A 16536-nucleotide genomic window follows, 5' to 3' on the forward strand; every position below is an offset into this window, starting at 1 on the left:
CAAGTATATTTTATGAGTGAAAATTGTTATTTAAGTATGTGCAGTAAGCTGTATCATAAATAATGACAGACGAATGTGAAAAACATTTTGGTAGTTATAATGATTTGTAAATACAATAGATAAGAAAAGAAGCCTAATGATTAATCTGTACTCTTTGTAAAGAACATTTTGAAAAAGGTTATGCAACATAAAGAGGATGATTTCTGTATTCGACAGAGGTCATCTTTTTTTAGTTCCATTGAAATCTATAATGATTGTAATACGTCATGTAAGATGTTTAATTGGAAGAATTGTCCATCCTACAGAGAGGCCAAAACTTGTAATTCTATTTTAATTTAGATTCTATCAATAAAAGGCTTGGAGAGATTGTAAATTTATATAATGTTATAAAATAATGTTATGATTGTTAAGTTGGAAGAAATATTTATAATAGTGGGGGAGAGAAAGTATGAAGACTAGAATTTTAGGGATTATATGTTCATGTTTTATTTTATTAGCTGGATGTGGAGATAAGACAGCTAACAAGGCAATAGAACAAGGGAAATTGGCACTAGCTAATAAGGAGTATGACAAGGCTTTAGCATCATTTAGTTTAGCATTAGATGAAAAAAGTGACGAAGCAAAGGTTTTACATACACAAACGAAAAAATGGATGGATGCAATGAAGGCAAAGGATGAGCAGAACTGGGATGAAGCGAATAAGCTTTTTGGAGAGGTAGTGGAAACTAAAGGTGGTATAAGCTCCCTTAAAGAAGATGCAAAAAAAATGAAAGGCGAGCTAAAGTCTAATAAGGAGACTTTGGATACGTACAATAACAAATTATCTCAAGCGCAAGAACTAATAAATAATAAATCTTTAGATGAGGCTAAGCAACTATTGAGTACTGTTCAGCAAGAAACCGCAACAAATGAGAAATTAAAAGAGCATAATCAAAAAGTCACGCAATTAATGGCGACAGTGGATATGGAACTTACAAAAATAGAGGATGAAAAGAAACAAAAAGAAGTTAAAGAAAAAAAACAGGCTGAAGAGAAAAAGCGTGCTGAAGAGAAAAAGCAAGTTGATATAAAAAGTGATGAGGAAGCAATACCATATGTACGGAAAGCATTAGAGAAATATTTAGCAGGTAATCCATTAAGTAAAGCAGATATAAGAATTATGCCAGATTCAGGTATGAATACAGAACAAGGTTACGGTGGTGGAATATATGAGAACAAGGAAACTCATATAACACATATTGTAGATTATCATGTCAAATTTAATGGTTCTGTTACTTTAATGACAACAACTGGAGAAACGTATCAATATTAGTTAAAACTCCAACTATCATAGGAGTGACTAATATGCGTAATGTTAAATTAATAGCTGTTAAAATTGGTCTTTCAATTCTAGCAGCTATTTTTATTTGAAGATATTTTGAGGATACCTTTTTAGCATAAAAAAAAGCATCTAGCAAAAGTACTAGATGCAAATAAAAACACAAGGGAAGACAAAATTCTTCCCTTTTCCCGTAAGTAATTATATCAAAAAATTTATAAAAAACTAGCTTTATTTTTAATATAATTGATGTGTGAAGCTATGAAAGTATAAGATTACACTATTTTTGCAGTGTTTTGTTGAAAAAGGAGCCACGTATATGATTAATTTTAAACCAGAAAATTTGAACCAACTATTAAAATTGATGTTAATTAGTGCAAATAAGTCTTATGATGCGATTAAAAATTATGAATTTACGGGAGAAGCGGTAGTATTCCGTGTAGACTTCGAATATATTGATGTTTCTTTAATGATTGTAGATATGTTAGGGAGATCAGCTTCTAAATTTAACATTTTGCCATTTGCTAAGCCAGATACGAATGAGATAGATTACATTCAGTTTCAAGTGTATTCCATTAATGAAGGGAATTTTAAAGAAGTTCTCGATACGATGTAAAAAAACTATAATTTTACAAAAATGTATATACCAACTAATATATAAGTAATACATTCATATAATTGGAGTGATGAGATGCAGCCGTTAGAAAGGGAGATTCATTCTAATATGCTGAAAGTGTGGCGAATTCATGCTTTAATTGGGGCGGCAGTTATACTAGCAGTCGTAATTGCGTATTTCTTTTTTATGATCAATTTTAATTGGTGGGGTTGGTTGTTTGGCTTGTTAGTCACAGGAGCTATTCTATTTATTCCGCTCGATTATTTTGTATTTCCAAATTTACGTCAGCGCTATTATAGTTACAGATTAAATGAAGAAGAGATTGAGATTCAAAAGGGAATGTTCGTTGTAAAACGTGTGCTTATTCCGATGATTCGTGTGCAGCACGTAACGATTGAACAGGGCCCGATTATGAGAAAGTACAATTTAGCAGAATTACATATTTCAACAGCAGCAACTTCTCATAGTATTCCAGGCTTAACGAAAGAAGAAGCAGAGCAGCTGAAAAGACAAATTGGAGAACTTGCGAAAGTGAGTGATGAGGATGTATAAGAGGCAACATCCGATCACGATCTTATTAGGTATTCGAATTGCGGGTTTATTGCCTTTTATTTTTCTTGTTTTATTTAAATCAGATGGTCAAGTAAAACCTTGGTATTTCTTTCATCTCGTTCTTTTAGCCATATTATTTATTATGGCAATTTTCTCAGCGATAAAATGGTATTTTAAAGTGTACTGGGTTGAAAATAATATTTTACATATAAAGCACGGTGTGTTCGTTAAGAAAGAAAGTTATTTAAATAAAGAACGTGTGCAAAATATTAGTACATCTTCTAACATCATTTATCAAGTGCTCGGACTGACGAAATTAAATATTGAAGTAGCCGGCGGCGGTACTGAGCCAGAAGTAATGTTAGCGGGGATTAGAGAAGATGAAGCGAAGGAACTGATTTCTTTATTACATAAAGAGAGAAGCATTGTGAGTGAAGAACCGCCTGCGGAAGAAGGAAGTAAGACGGTTTATCAGTTAACAGCGAAAGAAATTTTAGCAGCATCTATTACATCTGGTAGATTCGGATTAGTGTTTTCTATGTTAGTCATCCTTTACACAGAGTTTAATCAATTTCTACCAGAATGGCTTATCAATAAAGTAGAAGCGTATGTGATGGATAACGGTGTATATGAATTAATCGTTATGGCGGCGATTTTAATGGCAGTGTCGTGGGTCATTTCAACAGCAGGCTATGCGTTAAAATATGCGAACTTTAAAATTGAGCGAAACGGAAATGAAGTTCGCATCGTGCAAGGATTATTTGATAAGAAAGAGTTCGTTTTAAAATTACATCGCATTCAAGCGATTACGGTGAAAGAGGGAATTCTCCGCCACCCTTTCGGTTATTGTTCTGTTGAAGTAGAAGTTATTCAAAGTATAGAAGCGGCTGGAAATGAAGTAATGCTACATCCCTTTATGAAAAAGAAAGGTGTCCAGCAGTTACTTACGTATTTGCAGTTACCGTATGAAATGGAAGAGGAAATCGTTCATTTACCGAAGGCTGCATTACGTCGTTACATCATAATGGGCTGGATTACAAGTGCAGTGCTTGCTGTGCCGATCGCCGGCGCGAGTATATACTTTAAGCAAAATATTGCGTTATTCACCTTGATACCACTATTTATCATATTTACGTTACTTTCATACGCCCGGTATAAAAGTGGCGGATATATGATACGAGGCGATCAGTTAATCATGGTGCACAGAGGTCTTGCGAAATATACAGGAATCATGAGAAGAAGGCATGTTCAAGCAGTAGGATACAATCAATCGTATTTTCAAAAGAAAGACGAGTTATGTACAGCTGTCGTATCAGTAGCGGGGCATGTATATAAAGTGAAGCATATGCAAAAAGAAGATGCGCTTCGTATATATAATTGGTATAAAGAAAAAGGCAACACCGGTGCGTAACGGTGTTGCCTTTTTTTGTGTCGTGATTTGTCGATAAGTCGATATATCTGAAAAATCGCTGATATAATTTGAGTTGCGCCGATATATTTCAAAAATCGCTGATATATTTCGAGTTGCGCCGATATATCCGGAAAATCGCTGATATTAATTTCATGTACCGACAACCGCGAACTCCAAACTCCAAAACTTAAACTAACACATCAAAAGTAGTCACAAATGACGGACGAGAGAAAATACTCTTTTGCTGTTCTGCATGTGGATGCGCTGGAGCTTGTCCTTCTGCTTGTGCGGGGCGTTTTTTATGAGCGTTTTCGAATGAACGTGATTCTGTCCAGTCTTTAAAGTTTTGCTCTGTTTCCCACATCGTTAAGATGACATATGTATCGTTACTTAATGGGCGTAGAACGCGGATCGCTTGGAATCCTGGTTCGTTTTCAATAAGACCTGCGCGGTTTTTAAAACGGTTTTCAAATACTGGGCGACCTTCATCTGTTACAGAAATGTTGTTACAAACGATGTAGCCAGGTTGTCCTTTAAATTCACCAACAGCGTCTAGTACATCATACCTAAGAGATCCTTCTACAGATTCTTCTGTATTTTCTTTATAAAACATATTTTTTTCATCATTTTTTGCAGTGAAATGTGCTTGTTCTAGAGGTGTTTCGTATGAAATAATAGCCTTCATTTTAATGCCCCCTTAATCGTTTGTTTCTATTATATCAACTCTCTTAAAAAACTTCGAAGATTATATACATAAAGATACTTCTTTTTCAAATAATAAATGTACCATCATTTGGAAAGAAGGCCGGTGTATGAAGAAAGTAAAGTGGACTTTATTAGGTGGGTTAGCAACGCTACTATTAGCGATTGTTCTTTATAAACTTATTGTGTTAGCTGGTGGCTATATGATGGATGAAAAGCAGCTCGTTTTCCACTCTTCATCACGTATCGTTGACCAGAAAGGGAAAGAAATTACGAAATTATATGTAGAAAATAGAGATCTCGTACCAATCGAACAAATTCCAAAATACGTGCAGCAGGCGTTTGTTGCGGTAGAGGATTCTCGTTTTTATGAGCATCAAGGAATTGATTACCCGTCTATATTCCGTGCTCTTTATAAAGATACGTTAGCTGGAGATAAGGTTGAAGGCGGTAGTACGATTACGCAGCAACTTGCTAAAAACGTCTTTTTAACTCGTGAAAAAACAGTTGCGCGCAAGTTGAAGGAAGTCGCAATTTCTCTTCAATTAGAGCAAAAATATACGAAGCAACAAATTCTTGAAATGTATATGAATCATATTTATTTTGGCCATGGAGCTTACGGTATTCAAGCTGCAGCAAAGTTGTATTTTAATAAAAATGTAGAAGATTTAACAGTAGAAGAAGGAGCAATGCTTGCAGGTCTTCCGAAGTCGCCAAACGGTTATTCACCTTATTTTTCTCCAGAGAAGAGTAAGGAGCGTCGGGATCTCGTATTGTCACTTATGCATAAACAAGGCTATTTGACTGCCGAAGAAAGCGTACGTTATCAAGGAAAGACAATCGCTCTCTATAAAAACTTAGATGAGAATGAGCTCGCATATATGCCGTATATTGATATGGTCATAGATGAAGCAGCACGTTTATACGGATTGTCTCATCAAGAAGTACTTCGCGGAGGGTATACGTTTGTTGTACCGATGGATGAAAAGATTCAAAAGGTAGCATATAACCAGTTTCAAGATGCAAGGAATTTCCCTGGGAAAGAAGAGGGAGCGCAAGGTGCTTTTTTATTAATGGATAATCGTACAGGCGGCATTAAAGCGGCGATTGGCGGAAGAAAGTACGTTCCGAGAGGGTTCAATCGTGTTTTTGCAAAAAGACAGCCCGGTTCTGTGCTAAAACCACTTATCGTTTATGCGCCAGCACTCGAAACGAAAAAGTATAATCCGTATTCTTTATTAAAGAATGAAAGACATTCTTTTGAAGGGTATGAACCTCGAAATTATAACCATGAGTATTCGAAAGAAATGACGATGTACGATGCGATTGTAGAGTCAGCAAATGTACCGGCAGTTTCTTTATTAAATGAGTTAGGGGTAGAAGAAGGAAAGCAATATTTAGAGAAAGGAAATGTTCAGATTGCTGATGCAGGCTTAAGTACAGCGCTTGGCGGATTGAAAAATGGTGTTTCAACATTTGATCTTGTGAAAATGTATCGTGCGTTTTTAGCAAATGGCGCTATTATTGAGCCGCACGTGATTGACAAAGTGTTAAATAGACACGGCGCAGTTATTGGAGAATCGCCAAAAGTAGAAACGAAAATTTTCTCGAAACAAACGGCATGGTATATGACGAAAATGTTAGAAGGAGTTGTAAAGGAAGGGACAGCGAAAGCCGGTGTATATAACGGAGCGTTAGCTGGGAAAACAGGTACAACTTCCTTACCAAATGACGATAATGGGGCGAGGGATATGTGGTTCGTTGGCTATACGCCAAATCTAGTAGGCGCTGTTTGGATTGGTTATGACCGCATAGATAAAGAGCATCAGTTGCAAGGAGAAAGTGCATCAGCAACAAAATTGTTTAAGAAAATTTTAACGAAAGCAAATGTAGAACAGAAAGAGCAGTTTAGGAAACCAGAAGGTGTGGAAACAATCGGTGCTCCAATTCGGCTGCGCAAGATTGAAGATGTGAAAATGAAATTAGCATTTAGCCCTTTCGGTTTATTTAAAGCGAAATTAAGCTGGACACCACTTCCAGATGAAAGAATTATGTATCGTATTTATAGAGTGGAAAACGGAATCCATACGCATGTAGGTACTGTAAATGGTGCCGGGGAATATGAGGAAAAGTTCGTTAACATCTTTTCAAAACCGAGTTTTTACGTTGTACCATATAACACACAAACGAATCGCGAAGGAGAAAAGTCAAAAGTAGCTAAACCATAGTTTTTCTCTGTGTTATAATAAGAATGTTGTGAAAATAGTAAGCGTTTTTAAGAATGTTTGTGTCAATTTAATGAACAACGTACATAATATTATGCATTTTGTTTTTACAAGCTGTATAGTAAAAAAAGATAAATATCGAACGTATTCGAAGCATTGTGGTAAGGAAGGGAGCTAGGGTCTTGGTAAGAACTATAAATGAGACATTTTTAAAAGCATGTAGGGGGGAACGTACTGATTATGTACCAGCATGGTATATGCGTCAAGCAGGTCGTTCGCAGCCGGAATATAGAAAGATAAAAGAAAAGTATTCTTTATTTGAAATTACACATAATCCAGAGTTATGTGCTTACGTTACAAAACTGCCAGTTGATCAATATAACGTAGACGCAGCAATTCTTTATAAAGATATTATGTCACCACTACCTGCAATTGGCGTGGATGTAGAAATTAAATCAGGTATTGGCCCAGTTATTGATAATCCAATCCGTTCTTTACAAGACGTAGAAAAACTAGGGGAAATCAATCCAGAAGATGACGTACCGTACATATTAGATACAATTCGTTTATTAACGACAGAAATGTTAGACGTACCGTTAATCGGTTTTTCAGGAGCTCCATTTACATTAGCGAGCTATATGATTGAAGGCGGTCCATCTCGTAACTACCATAATACGAAAGCTTTCATGTATGCAGAGCCGAAAGCTTGGTTCGCTTTAATGGATAAGCTAGCCGATATGGTTATTACATATTTAAAAGCGCAAATTAACGCAGGAGCAAAAGCAGTTCAAATTTTCGATTCTTGGGTTGGAACAGTAAATGTAGCAGATTACCGCGTATTTATTAAACCAGCAATGGAGCGTATTTTTGCAGAAGTTCGTACGATGGGTGTACCGATGATTATGCACGGCGTAGGAGCTGCACACTTAGTAAATGAATGGCACGACTTACCGCTTGATGTAGTAGGATTAGATTGGCGCTTACCGATCGAAGAGGCACGCACGCGTGGTGTTCATAAGGCGGTCCAAGGTAATATGGATCCTTCATTCTTACTTGCACCATGGTCTGTTATTGAAGAACATGTAAAAGGTATTTTAGATCAAGGGATGAAACAGCCGGGTTATATCTTTAACTTAGGTCACGGTGTATTCCCAGAAGTAAATCCAGATACATTAAAACGTTTAACTACATTTATTCATGAATACTCTAAAGGGCAGTTAGCGAAGTAAAGGAGCATTGCTGTATGAAAAAGAAAATTGGTTTGCTTGTAATGGCATACGGAACGCCATATAAAGAAGAAGATATTGAACGTTACTATACACATATTCGCAGAGGAAGAAAGCCAAGTCCTGAAATGCTAGAAGATTTAACAGAGCGTTACCGTGCAATTGGTGGTATTTCTCCTTTAGCTACTATTACATTAGAGCAAGCTAAAAAGTTAGAGAAGCGTTTAAATGAAGTACAAGATGAAGTCGAGTACCATATGTATCTTGGCTTAAAACATATTGAACCGTTCATTGAAGATGCGGTGAAAGATATGCATAACGACGGTATACAAGATGCAATCGCACTTGTTCTTGCGCCGCACTATTCTACGTTTAGCGTAAAATCATACGTTGGACGAGCACAAGAAGAAGCTGAGAAACTTGGAAACTTAACAATTCATGGCATCGATAGCTGGTATAAAGAACCGAAATTTATCCAGTACTGGGTTGATGCAGTGAAAGGTATATATAACGGTATGTCAGACGCAGAACGCGAAAAAGCAGTATTAATCGTATCAGCTCATAGCTTACCAGAGAAAATTATCGCAATGGGCGATCCATATCCAGATCAATTAAATGAAACAGCTGACTATATTGCAAGAGGCGCTGAAGTAGCAAACTATGCAGTAGGCTGGCAAAGTGCAGGAAACACACCAGATCCTTGGATTGGTCCAGATGTACAAGATTTAACGAGAGAACTAAATGAAAAGCACGGTTATACTTCATTCGTATATGCACCAGTTGGATTTGTTGCGGAACATTTAGAAGTTTTATATGACAACGACTTTGAGTGTAAAGTGGTAACAGATGAAATTGGCGCGAAATATTATCGTCCAGAAATGCCAAACGCATCGGACGCATTTATTGATTGCTTAACAGATGTTGTAGTAAAGAAAAAAGAATCTGTATTGTAAAAAGAAAGGGGGAGCATGCTTGAGGAAGAATGTTGTAATCATCGGCGGTGGCATCACAGGATTAACAACAATGTATCACTTACAAAAAGATATTCGTGACAAGAACTTGCCGATTGATACATTACTGATAGAAGCATCGGGTAAACTTGGCGGGAAAATTCAAACCGTTCGAAAAGATGGATTTACAATTGAACGCGGACCGGATTCTTTCTTAGCACGAAAAGAAAGTGCAGCTAGATTAGCGAAAGAATTAGGTCTTGGCGATGAACTTGTAAATAATCAGGCCGGTCAATCATTTATCCTCGTAAACAATCGGTTACATAAAATGCCGAGCGGATCAATGATGGGAATTCCAACGCAAATTACGCCGTTTCTATTCTCTGGGCTGTTCTCCCCAATTGGTAAACTAAGAGCTGGTTTTGATCTATTCATGCCAAGATCAAAGCCAGTATCTGACCAATCACTCGGGCATTTTTTCAGACATCGCCTCGGAAATGAAGTGGTTGAAAATTTAATAGAACCGTTACTATCGGGTATTTATGCAGGGGATATTGATGAAATGAGCTTAATGTCAACATTCCCGCAAATGTATCAAATTGAGCAGAAACATCGCAGTATTTCACTCGGTATGCGTACGCTCGCTCCGAAAGAAGAGAAAGCTGAACCGAAAAAAGGAATCTTCCAAACAGTGAAAACAGGTTTAGAATCTATCGTAGAATCTCTCGAAGCAAAGATGCATGAAGGTACGATAATAAAGGGAACTCGCATTGAAAAAGTTGCAAAACAGGGTGATGGCTATACGATTACTCTTAGTAACGGAAAAGAAATAGAAGCGGACGCGGTCGTAGTGGCAAGTTCACATAAAGTATTGCCATCTATGTTTGCACAGTACAAGCAGTTTCGTTTCTTCCGCAATATTCCGTCCACATCAGTTGCGAATGTAGCAATGGCTTTCCCGAAATCAGCCATTCAGCGAGATATTGATGGTACAGGATTTGTTGTCTCTCGAAATAGTGATTACACAATTACAGCATGTACGTGGACGCATAAAAAGTGGCCACATACAACGCCAGAAGGAAAAACGCTTCTTCGATGTTACGTTGGACGACCTGGTGATGAAGCGGTTGTAGAGCAAACAGAAGAGGAACTCGTTCAGCTCGTACTAGAAGACTTACGAAAGACGATGCATATTACAGAGAATCCAGAGTTTACAGTCGTAAGCCGCTGGAAAGAAGCAATGCCCCAATATACAGTAGGCCATAACGAGCGAATGAAGAAACTCACAACATTTATGGAGAAAGAGTTGCCAGGTATATACTTGGCAGGTAGTTCTTACGCTGGTTCTGGTCTGCCGGACTGTATTGATCAAGGTGAGAAAGCAGCAAAGCGTGTACTCTCTCATTTGGAGAAAGTAATGAATACGGAATTAATCGCACAATAAAGAGAAACGCCTTCAATCATATTGAAGGCGTTTTGTTACTTATTCACCAATAAACATATATAAGTTATTTGGCTTTATAACGGCATCTCCTGCATAAATAACCCATTCTGTTAAGTCATCAAAATCTAAATGATAACTATTTCCTTCACTCATATCTTCTATAAAATATGGTTCATTAATGAGTATTCCTTGAATAAAGTCTTCTGTAATATGTTGCATTTCAAACCACATATGCTCGCTTTTACCCTCTTCATAGGAAACGCCAAACTTAGCGAGAAAACGAAACTCCTCATTTGATTGTTCAATTTGAAAAATGTTGCTGAAATACCCGAAAGTATTTTTTGCATTGTAAGCCATACGAGCCGTTTCACTATTTGTTTTATAGAACATGAGCCCTGTAGCTTCCTCGTGTTCTTTGAAAAAGCTTTCGATACATTCTTCTGAAGTATCAAATTTGAACAAGAGAACAGATGGCGATTGATGGTATTCATCTCGGTCATCCATCCCGCCTAAGAATGTGTTTTGTGCATCAATTGGCTGTAGCTTCACTTCTTCATCCTCAATTGAAGATAATTGATCCATCCTCGTTTTATGCCCAATATAAGATAAACCTTTTTCCCACGGCACAGCTACGGTATGTATAGAACCTTGCTGACTATGTGCGATAACGATAGGCTCATTCATAGGGACTTGTCCATTTTCAACGGCATTATTCGCAAATGTTTGAAAGAGGTCACCAATGCCATAGTAGGAAGAAATGCGATTTGGAATAATTAATTCTATTTCTGTTACGCCCGCTCTTAAAAGGCCGTGTGTATGAAACCAATATTGCGTAGGTTCACCTTCTTTATCGTCTTCATAAACAGAATGAATAACGTACAAGTCAGGAATGTCAGGTAATAATTCATTTTCAACGTGATATTCAATATAGCTTCTAGATATTACCTTCATTGCTGCACTTGAATCGATTACAAATAACAAATCTGGGGCGAGGTTCCATAAAAACTGTAACTGCTGGAAAAAGCAGTCCAGTACATCGCCTACAAATAGCGTACGGGTGAAAATTTCAGTACCGAAAGCCGCATCTTCAAAATTACGATCTACGATTGTAGAATCTTGTCTATTGTACATTTTATATTCTTCTGGGTCATTTGCCTCATCGATATGCAGTTCATACGGTATGACTTTATCGTCCATATGTAACTCCACGATAAGGCTTGTCTCATCACTATAAACAATTTTTAACTCATCAACTTTAGTAGCGATAGTTTCTAGCTGCTGTTTTAATTGCTCAATTGTAATTCTAGTCGGTATAACAGCAATCATATCTGAAAAATGACGTTCTAATGTTCCATTCATAGCTGCGCGGTATGTTTCTGTTTGCACTTCCATCCAATCACTCCTATTCAAATGAATTCATTTTCCATGCCAATAAAATTTCGATATTTTCTGTTTTTTGCTCTTTCATATTATAAAACGCATTCGTAGAAAGTGTAAAATTATTATTTTGTATGATAGTTTGAAAACGAGTAAATCAGATTAATTTTTTGTAAAACTTGTCGAAATACCATTCTATATAACGAATCATTTGTTATGATAGAAATGCTGAGAAAATATGAAATAGAGAGAGGAAAATGGCTGTGAAGAAATTGTTAAGTATCTTTTTATCATTCTTGCTATTGCTTTCATTTACTGGAACTTTAGCAAAGGCAGAAGAAACTACTTCTATGTCAGTAGAAAAAGCAATTCAAGTATTTAAGCAGCAAGGGAAAACAAAGGGGGTAGTGGGAGGATATATTGTCGGATATACGCAAAGTCCTTCTAAATACACGAAAGATCCAGCAAAGTTTGATGATACAAACGTAGCGATTGCGGATTCGCCAAATGAAACGAATCCAGACAAAATCATGCCTGTTCAGTTGCCAAAAGGCGATGTGAGGGCAGCAGTGAATGTAAAAGATCATCCTGAAAATATCGGAAAGAAAGTTAGTTTAACAGGGACGCTTGAATTATATTTTAGTAGCCCAGGTTTAAAATCAGTAACAGCTCATAAGTTTCAAGGAGAAGGACAAAACCGTGTTAGCGATGTAGTAGCTTCACCTAGTGGCGGAGAAGTTGCGAAAGGAACAGCGATAACGTTAACAACGAATACAGAAGGAGCAACAATCTATTACACGTTAGATGGTTCTAACCCTACAAATAAAAGTGTTCGTTATAATGGACAAATTATAGTGAATGAAAATAGTGTAGTGAAAGCAATTGCTGAAAAAGAAGGGCTTACTTCTTCAGCAGTTTCAACATTTTCATTTATTATCGTAAACAATGAGCCAGTTCGTATTCATGATATTCAAGGAAAATCACATATTTCTCCTTACAACGGGAAGAAAGTATACAATGTGGAAGGCGTTGTAACAGCACTTGATAAAAATGGTTTTTATATAGAAGATAATCAGCCAGATAATGATCCAGCTACTTCAGAAGGTATGTACGTATACAAAAAAGATGCAAATGTAGCAGTAGGAGATCTTATTCAAGTTGATGGAGTAGTAGAAGAATATGTTGGACCTGGATATGCAGAAAGGTTTGAAACAGACTTAACGACGACGGAAATTAAGGCGAGCCGCGTTGCTGTAATCGCAAACGATCAACCATTACCAGCACCGATTGTACTTGGAGAAAACGGTGTGAAAATCCCTGATCAAATTATCGATAATGATGCATTCGGTTTATTTGATCCAAATGAAGATGCAATCGATTTTTATGAAAGCATAGAAGGTATGCGTGTTACGATGCCAACGCCAAAAATTATTGCACCTCAGAAAAACGGAAATTTATATGTAACAGTAGAAAATGGCGGGAATAAAGTCGTAACGAAATATGGTACACCTGTATTAGATGAAAATCAATTAAACCCAGAGCGTCTTTCTGTAAAAGTACCTCGTGATTATGTAGCGAAAGTAGGAGATACTTTCACTGGAAATATAACAGGGGTAGTCGGATATGATTACGGTGCGTTCCGTATTTCACCAATAACGGAATTACCAACTGTAGTGGACGGTGGATTTAAGCAAGTAGGCGCAAATATTCAGCCTCGTCTTGATAAGTTAACAGTTGCTACATATAACATTGAAAACTTCTCGGCGAATAAAAAAGAAACAACAGATGAAAAAGTAAAGGCGTTAGCATATTCTATTAAATACAATTTAAAAATGCCAGATATTATCGGTGTAGAGGAAATGCAAGATAACAATGGATCAATTAATGACGGTACAACAGATGCTTCTTTAAGCGCAAAACGTATCATTGATGCAGTTTTAGAAATTCGCGGGCCAAAGTATGAGTATGTAGAAATTGCTCCACATAATAATCTAGACGGAGGAGCACCAGGAGCGAATATTCGCGTCGGTTTCTTCTACAATCCATCACGCGTGAAATTAGCAGCAGTACCGAAGTTACTTGATAAAAATGTCGTTCGCATTGGGGACGAAAACCCATTATTTGAAAGTACACGTAAACCGCTTGCGGCAGAATTTACGTTCCAAGGACAAAACGTTGTCGTCGTTGCAAATCACTTAAACTCAAAAATAGGAGATGCAACGCCATTTGGAAAAGTGCAGCCGCTCATATTAAAGAGTGAAGAAAAACGAGTTCAATTGGCACAAGAAGTAAATCAATTCGTACAAGGTATTCAGAAAAAGAATACGAATGCACCAGTTGTTGTGTTAGGGGATATGAACGATTTTGAGTTTGCTAAACCACTAAAAGCACTAGAAGGAACAAACTTAAAGAATATGTTAAACACAGTGCCGAAAGAGAACCGTTACACGTACATTCATGAAGGAAATGCGCAAGTGTTAGATCATATTTTAGTAACAAACAACATCGCACCACACACAATTGTAGATCCAGTACATTTAAACTCAAACATTATGAAAGAACATGGACGTGTAAGTGACCACGACCCAGTACTTGCTCAAATCGATTTGAAGAAAGCTTCTTAAATCGTTGTAAAAAACGCTTAGAAATATACTAAGCGTTTTTTACATTATTAGGGATTTTTATGGTAAAATAGATTGAATATTCACTTTTTAATACTAGGAGGTGTAGACATATGGTAGCCCAACTAAACGGGAAATTCATGAATCAACTAGCGATTTTTTTAAGCATACTTATAATAATTAAGTTTCTAGCTGATGTAACAGGACTTACGCAATCGTTAGGTATGTATTATTCAGGCATGTTAAGCAATAACATCGCTTATACAGCATTCGGTCTATCAGTGATTTTTACTATATTGGGTATTAAAAAGGAATTAAGTAAATATGCAATTATTTCACTATGCTTGGCGATAGGAATTCAAATTATATATGCAGTAGTTTTTGTAGTTTTATGGATGTTGGCAGGGACACCGTAAATTTTATAAATAGAAAAGCCTGTATTTACTAAAGGTTTTTCTATTTTTTATTAATTAAAATTATAAGCAAGCCATTTTTATAAAATTCATGGCAAAGCCAATCGAATATTTCGTCTTTAGGGAGGCGACGATGCAAGTACAAACAAATGGAAAATTAATAAATCAGCTTGCGATTTTTTTTAGTACAATCGTCATGCTTCAATTTGTAGCGGAGGTAATAGGACTTACGCAAAATTTAGATATTACATATAACTTAATACATACAGCGGCATCTTATATAACATTTAGTTTGGCAGTTATTTTTACTTTAATTGGCGCAAGAAGAGAATTAAGTAAATATGCAATTATTTCATTATGTTTAGTGGTAGGTATTAAAGCGATTTATTTTGTAGCGGTCGTTATTTTATGGGGATTGGCTGGTATGCCGTAAAGGGGAGGGTGATGATATGAATAGTGAAAATATACGATTGATACATGTAAATGATAATAAGAGCGTAATTCCCTAAGCTAACTTAGGGAATTACGCTCTTATTCGTTCAATGATTTAGTCTGAAATTACTTGAAACGCTTTTCTACATCGATCTCTTTTTTGCAATCTTCTTTTATATTTTTTTCTATCACGTTTTACTCCTTGTATATACATAAGTAAGCTAACGAAAAAGAAGAAAGCACATTGCATCATTAAAATATATGGTGACATGCCTTGCAATGGTTGCTTTGGGTCATATAAATGAATAGGTGCCCCACCTATTGTAGGGAATATTGTATTTAGTAGGACGTAAGGAATGGAGGCCACTGCAAATGGAAAGAGAATTGCCATATAGTCCTTTTGTGACCATACAGATGCAGCAAGTCCTAAAAGGGCCATTAAACCTGCAAATAAAAAATTAATTCCGATATATACAGTAATGTAAGTGAGAGGCGAATCTAAATATAGGTTTGCGAACATTCCATCATCATTGATGATACCTGAACCAGCCGTAGGTGTTCCGTCTGGAATGGTTAATTTGCAAAATAATAACGATAACATGAATGGAAGCGTATAAAGAAATCCTCCGCAAAAAAACGTAACGATATATTTCGCTACTGAATAAGGAAAGATAGAAATCCCCTTACTCACAAACGGTTTAAAACCATCTGACTTATCGGAATTGTAACTTGTACTAAAGGGGAAACTCGCAATAACGGGCATTAATAATAAATAAACATCCATTTCATTGTCGCGAAACCCAATCCATTTTAAATCTGTTGATATAGGACCATTCGCTGCGTCTCCTAAATAACGAATGACATAATAATAGTGATAAATGCAAATAAGAACAAATCCACTAAGCATCATAATTAAAGAAATACGACTACAAAAAGCTTGCTTTATATTTAAACGAAGCGCACGCATCATGACTGAAAAAGCCTCCACTGTTTTAATAAACTTGTCTATTTTCTATATTACTATTAAATGTAAAGATTTTCTTGTTTTTTTATCCTTTTTGGCAAGAAGGCTTCATTTGATTTGTGCTATGGGTGAAATCCAAAAATTCAGGTGGAGATGAATTGCCGGCAGCAGGTAGGCGAAACAATTTTGTTTCTTTTGTCTTACGATATAATCTGCCCTAGATAGGGAGGGAATATATCGTAGGACAACGAAATTGAATAATGATAATCATAATCATTTGGCTGC

General features: G+C 36.5%; 14 protein-coding genes and 1 pseudogene. 11 read left to right on the forward strand and 4 right to left on the reverse strand.

Annotation, left to right across the window (positions count from 1 at the left end; all coding sequences use genetic code 11):
* Window positions 1–178: 178 nt before the first annotated feature.
* Window positions 179–271: pseudogene (locus tag ACTFSI_RS05595) on the reverse strand (IS3 family transposase); the annotation flags it as partial.
* A 177-nt stretch (window positions 272–448) separates the two neighbouring features.
* On the opposite strand from ACTFSI_RS05595, the gene ACTFSI_RS05600 reads away from it, so the two are divergent.
* The 4 genes from ACTFSI_RS05600 (at window position 449) to ACTFSI_RS05615 (ending at window position 3897) form a co-directional block, all read left to right on the forward strand.
* The gene (locus ACTFSI_RS05600; protein WP_138322343.1) at window positions 449–1312 is read left to right on the forward strand and encodes a hypothetical protein; all 864 of its coding nucleotides are present in this window, start codon (window positions 449–451) and stop codon (window positions 1310–1312) included.
* Window positions 1313–1637: 325 nt separating this feature from the next.
* Window positions 1638–1934: a protoporphyrinogen oxidase gene (locus ACTFSI_RS05605; RefSeq protein ID WP_440045264.1), complete on the forward strand. Its 297-nt coding sequence runs from the start codon at window positions 1638–1640 to the stop codon at window positions 1932–1934.
* A 75-nt stretch (window positions 1935–2009) separates the two neighbouring features.
* Complete coding sequence (locus tag ACTFSI_RS05610) at window positions 2010–2486, forward strand: PH domain-containing protein (protein WP_001182705.1); 477 nt, start codon at window positions 2010–2012, stop codon at window positions 2484–2486.
* A complete protein-coding gene (locus ACTFSI_RS05615; RefSeq protein WP_044792660.1) occupies window positions 2479–3897 on the forward strand; it encodes a PH domain-containing protein in 1419 nt (472 codons plus the stop codon). Before ACTFSI_RS05610 ends, ACTFSI_RS05615 begins: the two co-directional genes overlap by 8 nt.
* A 187-nt stretch (window positions 3898–4084) precedes the next feature.
* Here ACTFSI_RS05615 and hmoB read toward each other — a convergent pair whose 3' ends face one another.
* The gene (gene hmoB, locus ACTFSI_RS05620; protein ID WP_000644069.1) at window positions 4085–4582 is read right to left on the reverse strand and encodes a heme-degrading monooxygenase HmoB; all 498 of its coding nucleotides are present in this window, start codon (window positions 4580–4582) and stop codon (window positions 4085–4087) included.
* 127 nt (window positions 4583–4709) lie between these two features.
* On the opposite strand from hmoB, the gene ACTFSI_RS05625 reads away from it, so the two are divergent.
* From ACTFSI_RS05625 to hemY, 4 genes are all read left to right on the forward strand, one after another.
* Complete coding sequence (locus ACTFSI_RS05625) at window positions 4710–6827, forward strand: transglycosylase domain-containing protein (protein WP_138322340.1); 2118 nt, start codon at window positions 4710–4712, stop codon at window positions 6825–6827.
* Between the two features lie 179 nt (window positions 6828–7006).
* A complete protein-coding gene (gene hemE / locus ACTFSI_RS05630; RefSeq protein WP_098270132.1) occupies window positions 7007–8053 on the forward strand; it encodes a uroporphyrinogen decarboxylase in 1047 nt (348 codons plus the stop codon).
* A 14-nt stretch (window positions 8054–8067) separates the two neighbouring features.
* The gene (gene hemH / locus ACTFSI_RS05635; RefSeq protein WP_000726777.1) at window positions 8068–9003 is read left to right on the forward strand and encodes a ferrochelatase; all 936 of its coding nucleotides are present in this window, start codon (window positions 8068–8070) and stop codon (window positions 9001–9003) included.
* A 19-nt stretch (window positions 9004–9022) separates the two neighbouring features.
* Window positions 9023–10444 (forward strand): protoporphyrinogen oxidase, encoded by a 1422-nt coding sequence (hemY, locus tag ACTFSI_RS05640; protein ID WP_440045265.1) that lies wholly within the window; start codon window positions 9023–9025, stop codon window positions 10442–10444.
* Window positions 10445–10483: 39 nt separating this feature from the next.
* On the opposite strand, the gene ACTFSI_RS05645 is transcribed toward hemY, so the two are convergent.
* The gene (locus ACTFSI_RS05645; RefSeq protein WP_044792662.1) at window positions 10484–11836 is read right to left on the reverse strand and encodes a DUF4026 domain-containing protein; all 1353 of its coding nucleotides are present in this window, start codon (window positions 11834–11836) and stop codon (window positions 10484–10486) included.
* 242 nt (window positions 11837–12078) lie between these two features.
* On the opposite strand from ACTFSI_RS05645, the gene ACTFSI_RS05650 reads away from it, so the two are divergent.
* From ACTFSI_RS05650 to ACTFSI_RS05660, 3 genes are all read left to right on the forward strand, one after another.
* Window positions 12079–14445: a DUF6359 domain-containing protein gene (locus ACTFSI_RS05650; protein WP_138322338.1), complete on the forward strand. Its 2367-nt coding sequence runs from the start codon at window positions 12079–12081 to the stop codon at window positions 14443–14445.
* Between the two features lie 110 nt (window positions 14446–14555).
* Window positions 14556–14858, forward strand: coding sequence for a hypothetical protein (locus ACTFSI_RS05655; RefSeq protein ID WP_138322337.1), 303 nt, complete (start codon window positions 14556–14558; stop codon window positions 14856–14858).
* Between the two features lie 130 nt (window positions 14859–14988).
* Window positions 14989–15288, forward strand: coding sequence for a hypothetical protein (locus ACTFSI_RS05660; protein ID WP_265153347.1), 300 nt, complete (start codon window positions 14989–14991; stop codon window positions 15286–15288).
* Window positions 15289–15402: 114 nt separating this feature from the next.
* Here ACTFSI_RS05660 and ACTFSI_RS05665 read toward each other — a convergent pair whose 3' ends face one another.
* Window positions 15403–16257 carry a hypothetical protein gene (locus ACTFSI_RS05665; protein ID WP_000984173.1) on the reverse strand — a complete coding sequence of 285 codons (855 nt, stop codon included), beginning with the start codon at window positions 16255–16257 and terminating at the stop codon, window positions 15403–15405.
* Between the last annotated feature and the right edge of the window lie 279 nt (window positions 16258–16536).

The organism is Bacillus cereus group sp. MYBK101-2, from assembly GCF_051918845.1.
GTDB classification, from domain to species: Bacteria; Bacillota; Bacilli; order Bacillales; family Bacillaceae_G; genus Bacillus_A; species Bacillus_A paranthracis.

Bases quoted from the DNA above. Each gene is read 5' to 3' on its own strand.
- ACTFSI_RS05600 (WP_138322343.1), top strand. From the start codon at position 449: ATGAAGACTAGAATTTTAGGGATTATATGTTCATGTTTTATTTTATTA.
- ACTFSI_RS05605 (WP_440045264.1), top strand. From the start codon at position 1,638: ATGATTAATTTTAAACCAGAAAATTTGAACCAACTATTAAAATTGATG.
- ACTFSI_RS05610 (WP_001182705.1), top strand. From the start codon at position 2,010: ATGCAGCCGTTAGAAAGGGAGATTCATTCTAATATGCTGAAAGTGTGG.
- ACTFSI_RS05615 (WP_044792660.1), top strand. From the start codon at position 2,479: ATGTATAAGAGGCAACATCCGATCACGATCTTATTAGGTATTCGAATT.
- hmoB (WP_000644069.1), bottom strand. From the start codon at position 4,582: ATGAAGGCTATTATTTCATACGAAACACCTCTAGAACAAGCACATTTC.
- ACTFSI_RS05625 (WP_138322340.1), top strand. From the start codon at position 4,710: ATGAAGAAAGTAAAGTGGACTTTATTAGGTGGGTTAGCAACGCTACTA.
- hemH (WP_000726777.1), top strand. From the start codon at position 8,068: ATGAAAAAGAAAATTGGTTTGCTTGTAATGGCATACGGAACGCCATAT.
- ACTFSI_RS05645 (WP_044792662.1), bottom strand. From the start codon at position 11,836: ATGGAAGTGCAAACAGAAACATACCGCGCAGCTATGAATGGAACATTA.
- ACTFSI_RS05650 (WP_138322338.1), top strand. From the start codon at position 12,079: ATGGCTGTGAAGAAATTGTTAAGTATCTTTTTATCATTCTTGCTATTG.
- ACTFSI_RS05655 (WP_138322337.1), top strand. From the start codon at position 14,556: ATGGTAGCCCAACTAAACGGGAAATTCATGAATCAACTAGCGATTTTT.
- ACTFSI_RS05660 (WP_265153347.1), top strand. From the start codon at position 14,989: ATGCAAGTACAAACAAATGGAAAATTAATAAATCAGCTTGCGATTTTT.
- ACTFSI_RS05665 (WP_000984173.1), bottom strand. From the start codon at position 16,257: ATGATGCGTGCGCTTCGTTTAAATATAAAGCAAGCTTTTTGTAGTCGT.